This is a genomic window from Nostoc sp., from assembly GCF_036916655.1.
Lineage (GTDB): Bacteria > Cyanobacteriota > Cyanobacteriia > Cyanobacteriales > Nostocaceae > Nostoc.
In genome coordinates this window covers 35,088-54,264 of the sequence record NZ_JBALFY010000100.1, presented here as the reverse complement: position 1 = coordinate 54,264, position 19,177 = coordinate 35,088, and the positions used below count along the sequence as shown (strand labels likewise).

The following is a 19,177-nucleotide window of genomic DNA, read 5'->3' as shown; positions in this document are numbered from 1 at the left end:
TTGGTCATTGGTCATTGGTCATTGGTCATTGGTTATTTATTATTCTCCTCTGCTCCCCTGCTCCCCTGCCCCCTGCCCCCTGCCCCCTGCCTAATTTCCCGGCAATGGCAGAGTGAAGAAAAACGTGCTGCCGACACTAAGAGTACTCTCAGCCCAGATTTTCCCACCGTGTTGATCAATAATACTACGACAGATTGCCAATCCCAAGCCTGTGCCGCCTTTGGTGCGAGAATCAGAGGCATCTACTTGCTGAAATCGTCCAAAGATTGCTTCTAACTTGTCTGCGGGGATACCTCGTCCTCGATCGCTTATCTGGAATAATACTTGGTCTGTTTGCTGTTGGACAGTCAGGGTAATAGTAGAATCAGCCGGCGAGAATTTAATTGCATTACCTAACAAATTGGTGAGTGTTTGCACAATGGCATCAGCCGACGCCCAAACTTGAGCATTGGTAGGGTGGATCTTAAAGGTAATATTTTGCTGATTGGCGATCGCTTGCACTCCTGCTACTGCTTGTTGAATTAAGTCAGCCGCATTGCAGGTGGTTTTCTCTAAAATAGCTCGATCCGATTCTAAGCGTTCCAAATCGAGAATATCGTTAACTAGACGCACTAAGCGATCGCTATCGATGGCTGCAATCTCAATCATCCGCTTGAATTTGTCTGGTTTTTTGTCGTAGATACCAGTTTGTAGTAAGCCTAATGCGGCGCGAATTGCAGTTAAGGGAGTGCGGAGTTCGTGACTAACGATGCCAATAAACTCACTCTTGATCAAATTAATCTGCTCTAATTCAGTGATGTCTTCGGCAATACCAGCTATCCGAACTACTGCGCCGAATTCATTTTTGATCGGAAATGCGCGATCGCGAATCCAACGGATTGAACCATCAGGACGGATAATGCGATATTTTTTATCGTATTGCCCCGATCTGAGTTGTTCAATGAGTTCAATTTCGACGCGCTGGCGATCTTCTGGGTGAATTGCATCTAACCAATCTGAATAGTTGTGATACAACTTCTCACAACTTCTTTGCCAGATGGTTTGATAAGCATTGCTCACATATAGAATTTGCTGACTTTGATTATCAGTCATCCAAAATACTGCTTGGATGTTTTCTGCCAGCTGACGAAACTTTTCTTCGCTCTCCCGTAAAGCTTCTTCGATGCCTTTGCGCTCAGTAATATCTTGGTGAACCGCAACCAGAACTTTGCCGTAATTGGGATGCCTGAATACAGAAGTCGTCACACTAGACCAAAATGGTGTTCCGTCTTTTTTAACATTCTGGACTTCATAAGTAGCTTCAGTATTTTGTAAGACGGCAGACACAATCGCTTGATTTACATCTTTCGTAGTTACCGATTCGGTGACATAGTTCACAATGGAAATGTGCTGACCGTTGAGTTCGCTAGAGTTATAGCCAAACATCTCCTCAAATTTCGGATTGGCATAGACAATCATTCCATTATCAATTTTCACTAAGCAAATGCCTTCTCCCATATTTCGGGTAATTACAGCCTGAAGCTCCAGCATTTGTGACTGTTCTAAAAGTGTGAGTTGGGTTTGTTGCTGCTCGATCACTGTTTTTTGCAGGCGATCGTTCGTCTCTGTCAGTTGTGCGGTACGTTCTTGCACTCGTTGTTCAAGTTCGGCATTGAGTTGTTGTAGGTCAATTTCTGCTTGTTTGCGCTCCGTTAGTTCTATCTGTAACTGTTTGAACAAATCTGCCTGCTGGATCGCAATGCTTACCTGCGTTCCTAACTGCCGCAACAGAGCAATTTCTGAAGATTGCCACTCACGAGGAGCCGCACATTGATGAGCTGCCAATAATCCCCATAATTCATCTCCCAAAGAAACGGGAACAACCAGATTTGCCCTCACCTGGAGACTTTCCAAAAATTCAACGTGACAGGGACTAATTCCAGCTGTATAAATATCAGTTTTCGCAGTGACTAAGCCTTGTTTAAAGGGTTCGACGTTCTGTTCACCAATACAAGGATCGAGAATCTGGAGTGGTAAAAGAGCCATCCATTCCGGTGCAACAGACTCAACAACAATGGTTCCACCCCAACCTGGATAAAATTGGAAGATAGTAACGCGATCGCACTCCAGAAAATGCCGCACTTCATCAACAGTAGTTTGCAAGATATCTTGTAAATTGAGCGATCGCCGGATACGCTGGCTCATCTCCATGACTAAGCGCTGTTGCTCAAATTGCTGTTGTAGTGTTTCTTGTGTGTGTTTGCGTTCGTCAAGAGTCATCCGCGATTGCTCGGCATTCTCTTGAGACAATTGTTGGTTGAGTTGGTGAATCTTCTGTCTGCTGTACTGAAGATTGCCTGTCACCAGGTTAATTATCAAGGCAACTAGTAAGAAAAGAGCTAGCCGGAATATATCTTCTGGTTGATTGATCGCCAGTTGATAGCGAGGGGGAATTAAAAAATAATCAATTGCCAGTGTGGAAAGGACAACTGTAACAATCCCTGGTTGAAAGCCACCATACCAAGTACTTGCAGCGATCGCTATGTAGAAAAATGCCCCAATGGTTCGAGAAATTAGCGGTTCTAGCCAAAGTGACAGCAGGAGGGCGATCGCTGTGGAGCCAATAGCGACACCGTAGTTTAATAATCGTGAATTTCCGATCATGCTTGACTTCTCCCTAGTTGAGAGCGCCAGCGCGTTCTTTGAATGCGGCTCAGTACCCGTGTTACAAGTTCTGGCCCTAGCACTGGCTTGCTAATAAAATCATCGGCTCCGGCAGCAAAGGCTTGCTGAAGAAATTCTGCTTCGGTATGGGCTGTAACTACTAAAATCGGTAAATCTCCCCACTGGGCATCTTGGCGCACGACTTTGCACAATTCTAAGCCGTTCACTACTGGCATTTCTAAATCTAGTACCACCAAATCTGGAGATGTTGCAATCAGCACCTTCCAAAATTGTTGTGATTGGGAGAGGGTTATTACTTCCAACCCCCAAGGAGTTAGTAACGCCGATAATCCAGCCAGTATTACAGGATCATCGTCTACGATTAAAACTTTGGCTTCGGAAGTTTGAGGTTGAGGTAAGACACGAGCGATCGCCTGAAAAATCTGCTCGGTTGTCGCCGGTTTATGCAAAAATTGTCTAGCTCCTAAACGCGAGACTGCCAGTCGATCTGCTAGGGTATCTCGTCCTGTAAAAACAATTACTGGGATATTTGGCGATCGCTCTACTATCTCGCTCAATAATATTAATGCATCTTCTTCTGTTCCAGGAAAACTCAAATCCAGCAAAACTACATCAGGAGTTGCTAAGGAAAATAGCGATCGGGCCGTTGCTAAGTTTGGTGCAACCTTCATCCTGATGCCCCATGAGTCGGCTTCTGCTTGCAACTGCTCTGTCAGTGTCGTATCGTCATCGATGACTAATAAACGATAAGTTTGGTTTACCGGGAAGTTTTGAGCGGTAGAAGTGACCGCAGGCTTAGTTAACTCTTGCTGTAATTCTGTTACCAGTTGCGAAAAATTAGAGATTTGTTCGGTAGATAACGAGGAATCTCCAAGCAGCAAATGCTCTATTTTCCGTGCCAACCGCGAACCCTCTGGATAACCGAACGATCCCATCGAGCCTGCTAGCTTATGGGCTTCATGCAATGCCTGTTGATGTAACTCCAACTCCTCATTGAAATTCCCAACTAAAAGTGCAGTTTTTAACCGCTCCAGCACTACAACCTGACCGACAAAGGAATTACGAAATCGTTCCAGCACTCGATTGACAGCAGTCATATCTTTGGGAGCAGTTTTTTTCTTGCCATCTTGATTCGTTTGCACAACAGAGATGGAGCGATTAGGTGCAGGCTTGATGCGATAGCCCATACCATATACCGTTTCTAGAAATTCTTCTGCTAAACCTACTGTTTTCAGTTTCTTTCGCAAGTCCTTAATATGAGTCGTAACTGCATTTTCAGTCGGTGCATCCCCAAATCCCCAGAGCCGATCTAGAATCACTGCTCGACTAAAGATCCGATCTGGGTTTTGCAAAAATAATTCCAGCAGTTTGTATTCTGTGGCGGTGAGGGGAATTTCTTGCCCATGACAAGTTACTCTGCCGGCACTTGGATCTAAACAGAGATTTCCCCAGGTTAAGATGGATGATGAGATTGCCTCATTGCGTCGTAATAAAGAGCGAATTCTGGCTAGTAATGCTTCTGGGTCAAAGGGTTTGATGACGTAATCATCTGCTCCGGCATCTAAGCCTGCCACTATATCTGCATTAGAATTTTTCCCTGTTAGCAACAGAATAGATTTACGGTAGCCTTGCGATCGCAGTTGCCGACATAAGCTAATCCCATCCAGTTTGGGAATTAGCCAATCCAGCAAAATCAACTCATACTCAGTCGATGTCGCTAGTTCTAATCCAGCTTGTCCATTGCTTGCTATGTCGATAGTATAACGATTTGCACTCAACAAATCGAAGAGTGCTGTACTCAGTAATACGTCATCCTCTACCAACAAAATTTTCATAGATTGTATCCAAAGAAGATGCTTATGACACCTATGCGATCGCCGGGCACACCATCACCGTAGTCATGGCCAAGTTACTGTGTAATTTTAATATATTGTTACAAACATTACAACAAGTTAATTTAAAGTTGATAGTCTCAGATATTTATTTACAAATATCCATAATTAAAGTAGTTTTTACATTCACTTTGATGATGAAAGATTTATTTATTTAATTTTTCTGTAAAAATTTATAATCCTCATGAAATCTTTAGATTTAGAGATTATTTTTTGAAAGTATCGATTCTGCCCTAGAAATTATGCAATACCTATACTATCTGGCCAATGCTAGTCTGACATTGCGGGTTGTTGAATATTTTAGTAAAAATGAATTTTATGTTGAATTTGTGACTGTAATTAATCAATTTGATGGTTGGATAATCAACGTCAAAACTAAGTCTTTTGTTCCTGTAGAAAAGGATAAAGATATTAGAGCTTTCTTAAACGAATTAGGGATTATTTACTCCCCATCCAAGTTGATTAGTAAGGTTCTGAGCAGTTTGGAAACTGGACAACCACCAATTAATGTTATGAAACGCTATAAGATAGCGGTAGTTTCTCATGGTAGACCGCAGCCTGATGAGATTGAAGTATTCCGACAAGGTTATATTCGCGGATTGGGCTACTGTCCGCAAAATTTGGCTTGAAAAGGGATTGGGGACTGAAGGAGAATAATAACTCAGCACTTTTCAGATAAGACCAAAATCCTTGTAGAGACGGCGATTTATCGCGTCTCGAAAACCCAAAATTTTTGCCAGTCGCCCTTAATTTTTAGATCGGTTCGGGGAACTCTATAAATACGGTTTAGTAATTGCCCAGTACCCACCAGAAAAAAGCTTCTTGTGAGCGCTGGGCTACTCTGAATCAGATTGTAACCATATTTTGAGTTTTGAGGATCGGCTGATGGACAAATCGATTATTCAGTTGGTTGACGAATTACCAACTGACAATATTACTGTCAAAGTTTTAAAAGCTCTTGATTATGTAGCACCAGGGGAATGGAGCAATTTGACGGGCTTTGACAATAGTATTCGTACCATTACTGGAGAAACCGATGCTAAGGTAATCCAGAAAATCCGCGATCGCGCCGCTACAATATACGAAGATCCTCAAAAAGGCTACCAGTTTGCAATCAAACTTTATCAAACAATTGATAAGGCAGACACAGCAATGGGAGCGGCGGCTTTAGCGAATAAAGTTAGTGAGAAAATTGGCTTTCTTTCTTTTTTAGGCAAAATTACTCCTAAAGCGGATGTCACTCAATCCATTGACTTAGCACTAAAAATAGCTGTTGAAATCATTGCCTTTTGCAAAATAAACGGTATTCCTCAACCTAATCCCCAAGAGTTTGCTAATTCCCTCGCTAACAACTATCAAAATGCGTCCCTAATGCGGATGGTGGCTCTAGTTTGTCTAGATGGAATTCTACCCTTAGGCCCCGATTTTCTGAGCAAAATTCACGGAGTTATTAGCGGCACTGATGCTAGTGCAATAACTCAAAATCCAGTTTTCTTAGCGGTTAATAACTTTCTTCCAGGTAATAATCCTTCTGATAAAGTTGGTTTTATCAGTCAGGGTTTCAACTCAGTGCAAGGCTGGATGAATGATTTAGTATCCAAAACAGGCATCACCCCGCAATCAATTTCTAGTAATTTGGGTAATTTTATTCAGATTGCTGATGATAATTTAGATTTTGTTGCAGCATTCCTAGATCAAACTACCAATTACTACGAGCATACAGGAACTCAAACTGTCGCTCGCAATTTGATTTTGCAAGCATACACTTTAGTAAAAGAAGAAATTAAACAAGATGAACAAAAGCCGATTCAAGATGTCTCTTCTGCTGTTAAATCAGATAAGAATCAGTATGAAGTAAGTAAAACAGTGGAAGTCTGGGATAATGATGAGGAAGATTGGTATCAGGGAACAATAGAAAAAATCCAAGATGACCAATTCTTTATTCATTACCTTGGTTACGGTTCATCTTATGACGAGTGGGTAGGCGAAGATGACATTCGCACTCGCGATCTTCGTGCTACTGATGACAATGGATATGCAGTCGGTCAAAAGGTAAAATGTTGGGATGATGAGCAAGAGGCTTGGTATTCCGCAACGATTGAGCAAATCCAAGGTCAGCAATACTTTCTTCACTACGTTGGTTATGACTCATCTTATGACGAGTGGGTTGATAACGATGAGATTTCCTAACTATTAAATTGCAACCCGCAGATCCCCGACAACTTTTACGAAGTCGGGGATCTTGTTTTTCCTATCTACCAATTACGAATTACGAATTATATTGATACTTGCGCTACGATATCCCCTATTGCTTGCGTGCAATGTATATGAGGAGTAGTACAGGTCAAACACATGACAGAACAAATAAATACACAGAATACCCGAAACCTAGTGGCGATCGCTAACCAATTCGCCCAACAGGGAAAGGTTACAGGCGTTAAAGCATTTGGCAGTGGTAATATAAATGACACTTTTTTAGCAACTCTAGATTCCTCAAAAGAACAACATTTTGTCCTGCAACGCATTAACACACAAGTGTTTCGTCAGCCACAACTGATTATGCAAAATATGCGTACCTTCACGGAACATATTCACCAACGGTTGCAGGATACACCGCTTAATCGTCGCTGGGAAGTACCACGTGTACTATTGACCAAAGATACTCAAGACCATTGCAAGGATGCAGATGGCTCATTTTGGCGGGCAATTAGCTTTATTGAAGGTTCCCAGTCTTTTGATAGTATAGGCGATCGCTCACACGCGAAAGAAATCGGTTATGCCTTGGGGATGTTCCACAATCTCATCAGCGATTTGCCGCCAGAAAAACTTGCTGATACCCTCGAAGGGTTCCATATTACACCGCTTTATCTCCAACATTACCAAGAAATTTTGGCGAAAACTAGTGTGAGTGAATCTTCTGAAGTTAATTATTGCTTACAGTTTGTTAGCGATCGCCAAGTCTTTGCATATATCCTAGAAAATGCCAAATCTGAAGGCATTCTACCTCTGCGTTTGATGCACGGCGATCCAAAAATCAATAACGTGATGTTTGACACTGTTACCCAGCAAGCCGTCAGCGTCATCGACCTAGACACCGTGAAACCCGGTCTGGTACATTACGATATTGGTGATTGCCTGCGATCGGGTTGCAATCCGGCTGGTGAAGAAACCGAGAATTGGGAAAGTATTTATTTCGATACCGATTTGTGTCAAGAAATCCTCCAGGGTTATCTCGCTGTGGCTAAGGCATTTCTGACCGAGAATGATTATGCATACATATATGATGCGATTCGTCTAATTACTTTTGAACTAGGACTGAGATTTTTTGCTGATTATTTAGCAGGGAATGTCTACTTTAAAGTTAAGCATCCAGAACACAATTTAGCAAGAGCGATCGTCCAGTTTAAGCTTACCGAAAGTATTGAATCTCAAGAAACGCAGATTCGCAAAATTATTCAAGACATGAAATGAACAACCAGATATTTTCCCTGCAACCTTTCCCTTCTACTGAGTCCTTTCCTAATTTGAAAATTACAGGCAATATCTCCCGAAATTCTAATCAACTTGCTATCTACTACAGCCTTGGAGGGGACTTAAAAGAAATTGCAATTTCTTCACCATCAAATGCACCATCACGCAAGTACAAATTGTGGGAAGACACTTGCTTTGAGTTTTTCCTTGGCATCAAAGATTCTCAACGTTATTGGGAATTTAACCTCTCCCCTGCCGGACACTGGAATGTCTATCGCTTTGATGGGTATCGTCAAGGAATGCAAGAGGAAACAGCCTTTGAAAAGCTACCGTTTAGTGTTCAGAATCAAACCGATGCTTTGGTGCTGGCGTTAGATGTCAATTTGGATAAAATTATCTCGGCAGAACAAGCAATTGAAGTTGGCATTACTACCGTTATTAAACATAGAGGTGGTGAAGTAACTTACTGGGCTTTAACTCATCGGGGTGCGGCGGCTGACTTTCATCTACGAGACAGTTTCATCATTGAGTTATGAGATGTGCTTGCTGCTACCAATATGCCAGAATGATAAACCAGCAAATAAGTCACTCATTTGGATGAGAAACAAATCACCCGTTTGGGTGAGTTAATTCTCTAAGGTTAATTTCTATAAATGTAAATAAGAGGAATCTATTAGTAGAAACTATTGATTCTACTTCTCTGTACTTAAGGAGTACGTTATGAAATTAACAACATTGATAAATTCTACAGCGATCGTTGTTTCTCTTGCCCTCACATCTGGTATTGCTAGCGCTCAAACAGCCGCAAACAACAATATAAGTACTGATGCTACTAGTGAGAAACCAATAAACACAGCAGTTAATTCTGCTGCATTAGGCAGTAATTCCACCAATGTCAGCTATATTCAACCCTTTAATCTAGTTAATCTTGCTTACCAAGGTGGTTTAAAACAGCAAGGAGTTCCTAGTGGAGGAACTTTGATTGATGAAGGTCGGCGTGGAAATATTACTCCGCAAGATTTAGTCAAAGCTGCGATCAAAGCTAACAAGTTACCAGCACAAGTTTTAAATAATCAAGATTACATAAGCGCTGTAAATCTGCAATTGGGGGTATTAACCGGAGCAAATTATCCTGGATAACTACAACTTTATCTATGGCTATTTGTAAATTTGTAATTTAATGCAATACAAGTTAACCTTTTCTTTGAACCTTCCCTGCAAGCTGAAATAACCCCTGTACGTTTAAGGTATGGGGGTTTTAGATTAGGTTCTTCGGCTATTTATATTAAGTAAAAACATTACGTGCCTGCTATCTTAATCGAATTATACTATTCAACGGTTAAGTAACAGCGATCGCATCCTATCTGGGTTGTGAAAATTGTAACTCACACTGGCTATTAACTGCCTCAACATTTTTAGTTCAATTGTTTTAAACTTGAATTACCGTCGTAAATTTGTGTGTAGCGCTCGATCATGACACAAAACACATTGAAGGTTGATGCATTTTGGGATAAAGATGCAGAAGTGTGGGTGGCAACTAGTGAGAACGTGCCAGGATTGGTAACAGAAGCTTCTACGATTGAGTCTCTTACGCAAAAGCTTAGAGAAATGATTCCAGAACTCCTTGTTTTGAATCGAATTGTGCCTTCTGATTATGTGGGTTCTATCAGCTTTGAATTAACCAGCCATCGCCAAGAGTTAATAGAGGTGGCTTCATAAATGGGTGTGTCTTTTACTCCTGAGTTGAAAAAGATGCTTGTGGAAGCTGGGTGCTACTTTGAAAGGCAAGGCAAGGGAGATCATGAAATTTGGTATAGTCCAATCACAGACCGTCGTTTTGTGGTAGATAGTTTTATCAAATCACGCCATACAGCTAACACAGTTTTGAAACAAGCAGGACTGTCTAAAGCGTTTTAATTTTGATAATTTTTGTGTCGATATCCTGGATACTGGATAAGTCTTAGAAAATAGCGATCGCTACATCTAAAACCGTGACACTTTTACGCAAAGTTATACTTAGTGAGACAATTGTGCTTTCAGATGGTCTGCCAATCTGATTGCTAAGGCAACAATGGTGAGCGTAGGATTAGCATAGCCTCCTGTAGGGAGAACAGAGCTACCTGTCATAAATAAATTAGAGATGCCGTGAACTTGACAATTTGCATCAACTACTCCTTGTTGTGGGTCATGATGCATACGCGTTGTTCCCATATTATGATGGGTACTAAGAGAAGCAACTGGACGATCTCCATCCAATTCAATCTGCAACTCACCCAGACCGGCACTAGCAAACTCTTGTGCAAATAATAACTGCGATCGCTTCACACTGCAAATATCTATTTCGCCCCAATGATTAATTAATTTTGCTTGAGGACAACCAAGCTTATCTAGTTGATTACTAAGTGTCACCCGATTATCTGGATTTGGTGTTTGTTCGGTTTGGCTGAGAACTTCAAACTTTGTATATTTCTGTTCATTCCCTTCATGCTCAGACCATCCTCCATGACTCAAATCCGGGAACAAATATTCTTTTTTGACATTATACTTATACCAATCAGCTACTAAATCATCAATATTGATAATAACATTTTGCAAATGTTGAAGAACATTTTTAGGTAACTGTCTTTGCCGAAGTGAAGAGAATAAAATTTTTGCAGAAGCCTTTGCCGCCGACCTAAACCTTTCATCTCTGGGATATAACAACGCAGTCATATTTAGTAATTTTTCGCGGCGCATTACTTGTTCTGTTAGGGCAAATTTTCCCATCACTGTGACATTATTCACCCGGCGTAAGTCATACAAAGCCATCGAATTAAAGATTTTGCGATTTTGCGGAACAAGCATACCACAACGGATAAAAGGATGATCCATAAAGAACCTACCCACTAAATCATGTTGATTGCCTAATCCATTCTTTTGAATTCGGTTTGATAGTAATAATAAACGCGCGTTCTCAATACCACCTGTAGCTAAAATAAATATTTTTGCAGCTACCCAAAATTTATTACCAGATAAACAAGCAACTTGTACGCGTTTCACCGTTTGGGCTGCTTCATCTGCCTCAATTTCTACCACGTTGGCGTTCAGTAATGTCGTGATATTAGGAGATTGATTAATTTGATGCCGATATTCATTGGTGAAAATATCGCGTGGGCCAAACTGAAACATACTAGTAGTAACTCGGTCACTTGTGAAATGTGTCCGAGGAGATTGAGTATTTTCCCAAGCCTCGGCTTCATAAGCAAAGGAACCGAGTTTACAGACTGCTTGAGCGCGTTCATAAAAGGGATTCAGATGAGATTTGCTAAAAGGCCAGCCACTATATGGAACCCAATCTCTTTTTTCAAAATCTATTTCGTCTAACGGTACGTGCCTCAGACCAAGTTGATTTTTATTAATTTCAATATTCCAGACATTAGCTAGTCCACCAAATTGACGATGGCGCATATCTTGTAAGGGTGGAAAAGGATCTCCAACAGTTTCGCCTTCACCAAGAGATGCAGTCTCTTGATTAAATTCAATATCACCACTTTCTAGTAAGCAAACTCGAAAATCTTGCCCAATTAATTCTCGTGCAAGTGTAATTCCTGCTGGGCCAGCACCAACTATACAAACTTCGGTATTGATAACTTCATCTATTGGCACTTTGCGGCTATCAATCAACATTAATTTAATTCCTTTTGAATAAATATTTTTTGTCTCACGCAGAAGGATTTGTAGTGATTTAGGGACTTCCAAGAAATAAATTATCCATCTTGTGGGGTGGGCATCTTGCCCGCCCTAAATCTGGGACGGGTGGGGACACCAATCCCACAAGAAAATTTGGGATATTTTTTAATTTGGAAGTCCCTTATCGTTAAAATTTTTGCGATAAAGGACTAGGCATTACAGAGCGAATTGTATTAATGAAATTTTGGGCATAATTCTGCGTTGAAAAATCGAGGGCGCGTTGCCTGGCGGCTATTCCAGCACTTCGGGCAAATTCTTGCTCGTCAAGATAGCGGAGAATTGCGATCGCTAATTGATCCGCATCGCCGTAAGGTGTTAATAGTCCATTCATGCCATCGGTAATAATCTCTGTCGGCCCGCCTGCACTGCCAGCAATTACAGGTTTACCCAGCGCCATCGCCTCAATAATCACAATCCCAAAGGGTTCTTTATCTGAAGCATGAACGAATACATCCATTGCCTGCACCCATTCCGGGATATTACGCTGTAGTCCAGCCATAATTACTTGGTCTTTCAAGCCTAAAGCAGTGATTTCAGCTTTTAAAAAGTCTTCATAATCTGGTTCTAAATCGTGCTTACCGCCAACCACCACACAATGGGCATCGGGATACTTGTGTAAAATTTTGGGCATCGCCTGCACCAATACGTGCATTCCCTTCCATCGTTGCAATCGTCCCACAATTCCAATCAATGGCCCGTGTAAAGGTAAGCCTAGTTTTCGCCGTGCTTCTTCTGGAGTTGGTAAAGCATTAGGCTCAAATCGGTCTAATGCGACACCAGGATAAACCAGAGGTGTTGGTCTGTGGGGCCAAATCTCTGCCTGTGCTTGCTTACCATCTTGGGAAAGGGTGATAATTGCCCGCGCGGGGATTAAAGTAGCGATTCGTACTAACCAAGTTTTATCACTAGGTACTTCTAGTTGATACCACACAGCAGGCAAGCCCGCCAGCATTGCCGCCAAACCTCCCGATATATGCGTGATCCACATCCAATTGACAATTATATCTGCACGTTCGCGGCGTGCGATCGCAGCTATCCGAAAAACAGCGCCAATAAAACGGTGGATTTGGCGTAAACGTCCACTTTCCACAACTCGCGCATCAATACCAAGGGACTTTACTTGTTCGACCATCGGGCCGTTTTCTAAAAATATCACCAGCCACTCGACACCAGCATTACGTCCCTGCTGCACCAAATCCCAAAGCATCATTTCACCGCCGCCTCGTTGCTCGGCCAGTGGCATTACAATAATTACTTTCATAATCTATAAGAGTCCTATTTAAGTTGTAAGATTTATCAGATTCTCGACTTCTTAGAGAAGTCGGGGATCTTTGGGATTGCTATAGTACTTATGTCCTGCCATCGCCATAGCTAAAAATCCCCAAAGAATCATCCCGGCTACGCTCAACATACCGCTACCGATAACTAGCTGTGAAGCGGAACTGATTCCAATGGCACGGGCAGCACTGATAAAGCTATCAAAACGACCTTCACCATAACTGCTAACACTAACAATTAACAAAATTAATCCACCCATATAAAAGATGGCTCCAAACCAGCCAAGGGTGAAAAACATATCTAAAATGCCACTGTCAATTACTACTACTTCAATTTGACCAGTTTTTTCGTTGACTTTCCAGATATTTCCTAAGCCGTTACCTAGACCATTAGAAAGAGCTAAACCAAGGTTTTTGTCGTAACTTCCCGATCTATCTTTAAAGCTGCCATCTTCTTGAAGATTAGAAAAAGTTTCCAAACGGGTTGCTACAACTCCAGCAATTGGCTCGATAGTTGTCAACGGTACAACACAAATTGCCATAACCACAATTATGGTAATTAAGCGCATTTGAATTTTGGCTTTAACTGAACCCATAATCATAATTATTCCAAATAACCAGCCTCCCCAATTAGTACGTGCTTGTGTTAATAGAAAAGATAAATAACCAACAGCTGAAGCCGGAAAAATTAAGTTTCCTGAACTGGTAAATAATAACAGTAACCCAGCCTGCATAACAGAACCAAAGGGGCCGACTGAGTGCAATGTACTCCAGACGCGCATCCCAAAAGGTACAGGATTTCCAGAACTCATGAATAGTTTTGATTGTATCAGCCAGTACCTATCCCACTCAGGAGCTACCACAAATTGATATACGCCATAAGTTCCTAAAATCAATACACACCAGAGAAATGTTCGCTGGATATTCTGACGATAGCTAGGATAATCTCGCCAGTTAATAAATAAGTGAAAAGCGAAGATAATCGGACTAAGCCAATCCATTAATCCGCGTGCTACAGGGATAGGCGGGTTGTAAACCAGACCGATGAGAAAGCCATAAAACACTCCGATAAAAGCCAAAACAAACGGCAAAGCCCCTTCGCGAGAAGCGCGGGGAAAGTGTCGGAAGAATGTTGCTATGGTGACAAAAACTACCAAGTAAGGTGCTATGAGCATTTGACGAGTAGCGTCCCAACCCACTCGATAGTCAACTAAGCGGGTAGCTAAAGGTGTGAGAAACCAAATCCACCAGGTAAAGCTGATATAGAGAATGGGATGCCGCAAATATAAAAATATGCCTACTGCTAAAGCTGTCACCGGGTAAATTAGGCGCAATGCGGCAGTAGCACCAGCAAAATAGCAAACTACAGTTAGTAGTATAAAGCCTGCGATCGCCATCCACCCCTGTAGCGATCGCTCTTCGGGAGAATAGCTTTCTTGTGAAAAACTATTGAAAAGTATCTGTCTAGAATTCATTCAATTTTGGATTTTGGATTTTAGATTTTGGATTACTGGCTCTCTAGAGACAGCAGCCCAAGCGTCTTAATTCCCAGTCTGTAAACTAGAACTAAGAAAAAATTGAATTCATTACGAATTACGAATTACGAATTGTTTATATCCCTGCCAACGTCCACGCCAAGATGCTAATAACTTTTTCCCTGCCAACTGCCCTTGACTAGGTAAAAATCTCAGCCATTGTACTAAGCCCAAACTATCGCATGTACCCACGAATACTGCCCAGAATAAAAATACAATCCGGCGGATAAATGGCAAATGCTCTAATAAAGCTAAGGTTTCATTATGGACTAGATTAATAAAGGCAATTTCATTAAAGTTATTTCGCTGATCTTCGTCAAAACGTTGTGCTGGATAATGATCTACAGCAACGTTAGGATCGTAAATTATCTTCCAACCAGCCCGCTTTAATGTCAGAGTAAACGCCATCTCAAAGTGTACCTGCGCTCCAGTACCGCGCATTCGCTCGTCAAAACGCAGTTGTCCGATTGCTTGGGTACGAAAACTCATGTTTACGCCCTTGAGAATATCGACTTCACGGGGTTCTCCCACTCCCAGATGATGGTTGCCAATGACTCGCCCAAACCATTGCAACTGTCCCACTACTGGGCGGGATTCGTCTTCTAGTTTGCTGCCGTGGTGTACCCAATCACGCCCTCCCAGACCGCCGAGGCGACTATCACAGATAAAGTAAGCGGCGATACGCTCTAACCAATCGGGGTGAGGTGCGGCATCATCATCAGTAATGGAAACAATATCGCCTTCCACTGCTGCTAGTCCGGCGTTGAGGGCTGCTACTACCCCAGGTTCAGTTACTTTTACAGTATGTAGTGGCAAGTTCTCCGTGTTTAGTTGCGCCAGAAATTGCCAAGTTTCTGCATCCGTATCGCGGACAACGACTATCACCTGATCGACTGGTTTAGTTTGCTCCTGTAGCGCCAAAAGGCAGCGTGATAAGTCTTGTGGACGGCGATAAGTTGGTATCAGAACGGTGTTCCGCATTCTTGCTTAACTCCTCGAATAGATCCACATAAGTTTGTGCCATAGTAGTCCAGCTATGTTGTTCTGCCACAGAACGAGCAGCTTGACTCATCTGTTGCATCAGGGCAGAATCGCTTACCAAGGACATCATCGCCACAGCTAAAGCATCGATATCATTTGAGTCGGTTAAGACGATGCCACATTCTGGTGTCACCAACTCTGCACCCCCGGTAGCTGTGGCAGTAATTACTGGTAGTCCTGAAGAAAGTGCTTCTAACAATACGAGGCTACAAGCTTCATATCGGGAAGGAAAAATAAATAAATCTACTGACCGCATAATTTCGGGGATATCACGACGAAATCCGACAAAATGCACGCGATCGCTTAACCCCAAAGAAGCCGCTAGTTGTGGAAAGGGACTACCTTCGATATGACCTACCACCGCCAGATGTAAATCGGGAACTTGCACCAAGGCGTTTAGTACTGTATCTAAATTTTTTCTAGGTGTGCGGATGTCTCCAGCGAACAGCGCTAAGGTGACATTCTCCGGTAAACCTAATTTTTGACGATTGCTTTCACCGGGGGTAAACTCTTCTAAGTCAACGCCATTGACAATTACCTGAATTCGAGAACGCGGTACACCAATGTTGACTAATTCTTGAGCTACCTTTTCCGATACAGCCACCACAACCTGCGCTTTTTGGAAAGCCTGTTTTTCCCAACGGGCATTAAAAGCCGTAAACAGCCATTGGTAGAAACCATATAAATCGTGGCGATCGCGGGAAATATGAACAGGCGATCGCAACCATGAACTGTGGACAAAATGTACAGCATTCACATCAGCCGCAGCCATGCTAATTGCTCCATTGACTTTAACTAAATCAATATCAGAGCGATGTTGACGTAACCAATCTGCACTTTTTTGGGCAAATATGAAATTACGTATAAATTCTGTAGGATAGCCTTTAACTGGAATTTTAATCCAATTAACTTGGTTATTTTGTTCTAGTTCTGGTGCAACTTCACTAGCTAATAATGTCAAGTGATGACCACGACGAATTGCTTCTTGAGCAACCTCATAGTTTACCCGTCCTTGACCATCACCTTTTTTGATTTTATGAGTAACAATACAAAGTTTCATCCAATATATTCCTTAGTAATATAAACTCACATAAAGATGTAAAACAAAATTTGAACATATTTCTATTCTTCTTTATGAGGCTGCACTAAACACTTTTAACTTCTTTCTTTCTTTCTTTCTTTCTTTCTTTGTGTCCTTTGCGTCCTTCGCGGTTCGTTTTTTTCTTGTAATTAAATATGTTATTTAGATACAATTACTCAATTATTTCGCTACTTCCATCAATTTTTTGGCTAAAAAACGCGGAATAAAACTAAGACCAAATGCCGCCAAAGTTCGGACATTAAACTTTTGTTTTTTCAATGTCTTCCAAAAATAAGGACGTGCTGCTGCTATTTGTTCACTTCTTAGCAAACCAATTCCAAAAGTGGTATTAGCTTCTAACCATTTCTGTTGAAAATAAATTCTAAATTCTTGTAGACGAGCATCTTCCATAAAGACTTGATAACAAAACATTTCGCTTTTAGCTTTGCGGAGTTTTGCCTGTACATCTCGACTACCACTGAGCATAGTATCAGTTTGCTCATGGGCACGATATCGCGTCAATCTTTCTGGATAATAGTAAGCCCCATGACCAGATATACAGCATAGATAAGCTAAATATAAATCCCACATACCGCCAACTTCTGAGGGAATACTATCCCAATTCACAAAATTATTGCGAATCACACAAGATGCTGCGGTAGGTATGCTTTTATCTATCAACCCAATTTTATAGAAAGGTTGATGAATTCCTTCTGCTAATTTATCTCGCTTATAACCACGTGTATTTTCTTCAGTTCCAATATCATTAATTATGCCATTAGCATCTATAATATATTGGTCACAAAAAGCGATAATTAAATCAGGATTTGCTTCTAGTGGTAGTACAAGCTTTGCTAAAAAGTCTTCATTCCAGATATCATCGTCATGGAGACTAGCAACATATTTACCTCGCGCCATCTTGAAGCCATGCAGCTGATTAGCTAACATACCCACATTTTGCTGATGTCGCCAAAATCTGATGCGTGAATCACCAAAAGATTCGACAAGTTCTTGAGGATTTTCTAAACTACAATTATCAGAAATAATAATTTCAATATTTTGATAAGTTTGTTTTATAGCACTAGCGATCGCTTGCTTGAGATACTCTGGCCGATTATAGGTGGGGATAACAACGCTGACTAAAGGTTGTTGGTATTCTTGATGCAATGACATATTTTTCTGCCTTGATATTTCATAGATAAAAGATGCACCATTTAATATGTTGATCAAACTAAACTTTATTTAGCTTGAGAAATGCTATATATTTTTTTAGCTTTATCAGGAAATTCAGCTATTGTTTTTGCATAAATTGTTCGGAGATTATTTACATGAGCCGCCATTGTAAATTCCTTCATCAATAAAGCATGACCTTGTTCACCTATGTATCGGCTTTTCTCATGATCTATATACAACTCATGAATAGCATCAGCCAGCTTTTGAATATCATTAGCTGGAACAAGAATACCTGTTTCTCCATCTTGTAAATGTTCTGGAATTCCTCCAACTGCACTAGCAATTACAGGTCGGTAACGGGCATAAGATTCTAGAGTTATAAGACCAGCAGGTTCAGGCCAAACACTAGGAAAGATAACTGCAAAACACTGTTGATAAAGTTTATTTAGTTTGTCAGCGTCACACCAACCATGCCAAGTAATCCGCTTATTCAATCCAAGGGTATTTGCTAACTTTTCTAACCGTGGTCGTTCCCAACCTTCACCTGCAATATCAAGTTGAATTTTTGGGTCTGTATGTATTAAGGTTTTGAGTAACCATTCCAGACCTTTATCAGAAACAATCCGTCCAGCAAATAAAATTCTATGATTTTGATGGACTTCTAAACTCAAAGGTGCTGTTGCTGTTTGTGGTATAGAGATTCCACAGTGTAGAGTTACAGTTTGTTCTGGAGGTACACCATTTTTAATTAACTCTTGCCGGACATATTCGCTATTAGCAATAAAAGTAATTTTTATCTTTTTTAATACATCTAAAAACTGATGAGTGGTTTGCAGTTCTTTAAGGGTTCTTAAGGGTTTACGGCTACCACATTTATCTACTAATTTACCCCAGGTACATCCTAAGTAAGAGAAGTTGCGATCGCAGACTGTCTGTTGCTCTGCTAAATACTTTGTGCCACTAGGACAGTAAAGTGAGTGATTATGAACGCTGAAGATAGTCGGACATTCGCCTGTAAGCTGCAATAGCAAATCTGGACTGTGGATGTGTAGCAGTTTGAACTGGCTTTGATCGATATTTTTCAGTGATTTTAACACGCGATCGCTAATATCAGGTGGTCGATGTTCAAATAGAGAAGCTAAATAAGTTTCAACACCTCCGCTTCCACCGACATTAAAATTGGAGCATTGATAAATCAGGTTTTGGTCAACTATTTTCTGATACATATTTCTGTTATTGTTAAGAATAGAGCATTAATTTTAAACACTTATTTATAAATACAATAAGTATTTATAAACCTGTTTTTTAATACTT

Annotated in this window: 16 protein-coding genes; 7 read left to right on the top strand and 9 right to left on the bottom strand. The window is 41.1% G+C overall.

Annotated features, from left to right (window positions below; translation table 11 throughout):
* Positions 1-90: 90 nt before the first annotated feature.
* The gene (locus V7L31_RS27165; protein WP_334699125.1) at positions 91-2,643 is read right to left on the bottom strand and encodes an ATP-binding protein; all 2,553 of its coding nucleotides are present in this window, start codon (positions 2,641-2,643) and stop codon (positions 91-93) included.
* Positions 2,640-4,499 (bottom strand): response regulator, encoded by a 1,860-nt coding sequence (locus tag V7L31_RS27160; RefSeq protein WP_334699124.1) that lies wholly within the window; start codon positions 4,497-4,499, stop codon positions 2,640-2,642. Before V7L31_RS27160 ends, V7L31_RS27165 begins: the two co-directional genes overlap by 4 nt.
* 299 nt (positions 4,500-4,798) lie before the next feature.
* Between V7L31_RS27160 and V7L31_RS27155 the strand changes: the two genes are divergently transcribed.
* The 7 genes from V7L31_RS27155 to V7L31_RS27125 all read left to right on the top strand — a co-directional run bounded on the left by V7L31_RS27155 (position 4,799) and on the right by V7L31_RS27125 (position 9,944).
* Positions 4,799-5,185 (top strand): hypothetical protein, encoded by a 387-nt coding sequence (locus V7L31_RS27155; protein WP_334699123.1) that lies wholly within the window; start codon positions 4,799-4,801, stop codon positions 5,183-5,185.
* A gap of 256 nt (positions 5,186-5,441) precedes the next feature.
* Positions 5,442-6,746: a Tudor-knot domain-containing protein gene (locus V7L31_RS27150; RefSeq protein WP_334699122.1), complete on the top strand. Its 1,305-nt coding sequence runs from the start codon at positions 5,442-5,444 to the stop codon at positions 6,744-6,746.
* A 162-nt stretch (positions 6,747-6,908) separates the two neighbouring features.
* On the top strand, positions 6,909-8,027 hold the full coding sequence (locus V7L31_RS27145) for a phosphotransferase enzyme family protein (protein WP_334699121.1): 1,119 nt from the start codon (positions 6,909-6,911) through the stop codon (positions 8,025-8,027).
* Positions 8,024-8,563: a DOMON-like domain-containing protein gene (locus V7L31_RS27140; protein WP_334699120.1), complete on the top strand. Its 540-nt coding sequence runs from the start codon at positions 8,024-8,026 to the stop codon at positions 8,561-8,563. Before V7L31_RS27145 ends, V7L31_RS27140 begins: the two co-directional genes overlap by 4 nt.
* A gap of 184 nt (positions 8,564-8,747) precedes the next feature.
* A complete protein-coding gene (locus V7L31_RS27135; RefSeq protein ID WP_334699119.1) occupies positions 8,748-9,167 on the top strand; it encodes a hypothetical protein in 420 nt (139 codons plus the stop codon).
* Between the two features lie 333 nt (positions 9,168-9,500).
* Positions 9,501-9,746 carry a DUF1902 domain-containing protein gene (locus V7L31_RS27130; RefSeq protein ID WP_334699118.1) on the top strand — a complete coding sequence of 82 codons (246 nt, stop codon included), beginning with the start codon at positions 9,501-9,503 and terminating at the stop codon, positions 9,744-9,746.
* Positions 9,747-9,944, top strand: a complete 198-nt coding sequence (locus V7L31_RS27125; protein ID WP_334699117.1) for a type II toxin-antitoxin system HicA family toxin — start codon at positions 9,747-9,749, stop codon at positions 9,942-9,944.
* 99 nt (positions 9,945-10,043) lie between these two features.
* Here V7L31_RS27125 and V7L31_RS27120 read toward each other — a convergent pair whose 3' ends face one another.
* The 7 genes from V7L31_RS27120 to V7L31_RS27090 form a co-directional block, all read right to left on the bottom strand.
* Complete coding sequence (locus V7L31_RS27120) at positions 10,044-11,693, bottom strand: GMC family oxidoreductase (RefSeq protein ID WP_334699116.1); 1,650 nt, start codon at positions 11,691-11,693, stop codon at positions 10,044-10,046.
* A 190-nt stretch (positions 11,694-11,883) separates the two neighbouring features.
* A complete protein-coding gene (locus V7L31_RS27115) occupies positions 11,884-13,017 on the bottom strand; it encodes a glycosyltransferase family 4 protein (RefSeq protein ID WP_334699115.1) in 1,134 nt (377 codons plus the stop codon).
* Between the two features lie 51 nt (positions 13,018-13,068).
* Positions 13,069-14,508 carry an O-antigen ligase domain-containing protein gene (locus tag V7L31_RS27110; protein WP_334699114.1) on the bottom strand — a complete coding sequence of 480 codons (1,440 nt, stop codon included), beginning with the start codon at positions 14,506-14,508 and terminating at the stop codon, positions 13,069-13,071.
* Between the two features lie 111 nt (positions 14,509-14,619).
* Positions 14,620-15,549, bottom strand: coding sequence for a glycosyltransferase family 2 protein (locus V7L31_RS27105; protein WP_334699113.1), 930 nt, complete (start codon positions 15,547-15,549; stop codon positions 14,620-14,622).
* Positions 15,467-16,669: a glycosyltransferase family 4 protein gene (locus V7L31_RS27100; RefSeq protein ID WP_334699112.1), complete on the bottom strand. Its 1,203-nt coding sequence runs from the start codon at positions 16,667-16,669 to the stop codon at positions 15,467-15,469. Before V7L31_RS27100 ends, V7L31_RS27105 begins: the two co-directional genes overlap by 83 nt.
* 201 nt (positions 16,670-16,870) lie before the next feature.
* The gene (locus tag V7L31_RS27095; RefSeq protein ID WP_334699111.1) at positions 16,871-17,863 is read right to left on the bottom strand and encodes a glycosyltransferase family 2 protein; all 993 of its coding nucleotides are present in this window, start codon (positions 17,861-17,863) and stop codon (positions 16,871-16,873) included.
* Positions 17,864-17,928: 65 nt separating this feature from the next.
* The gene (locus V7L31_RS27090; RefSeq protein WP_334699110.1) at positions 17,929-19,089 is read right to left on the bottom strand and encodes a glycosyltransferase family 4 protein; all 1,161 of its coding nucleotides are present in this window, start codon (positions 19,087-19,089) and stop codon (positions 17,929-17,931) included.
* Positions 19,090-19,177 lie beyond the last annotated feature (88 nt).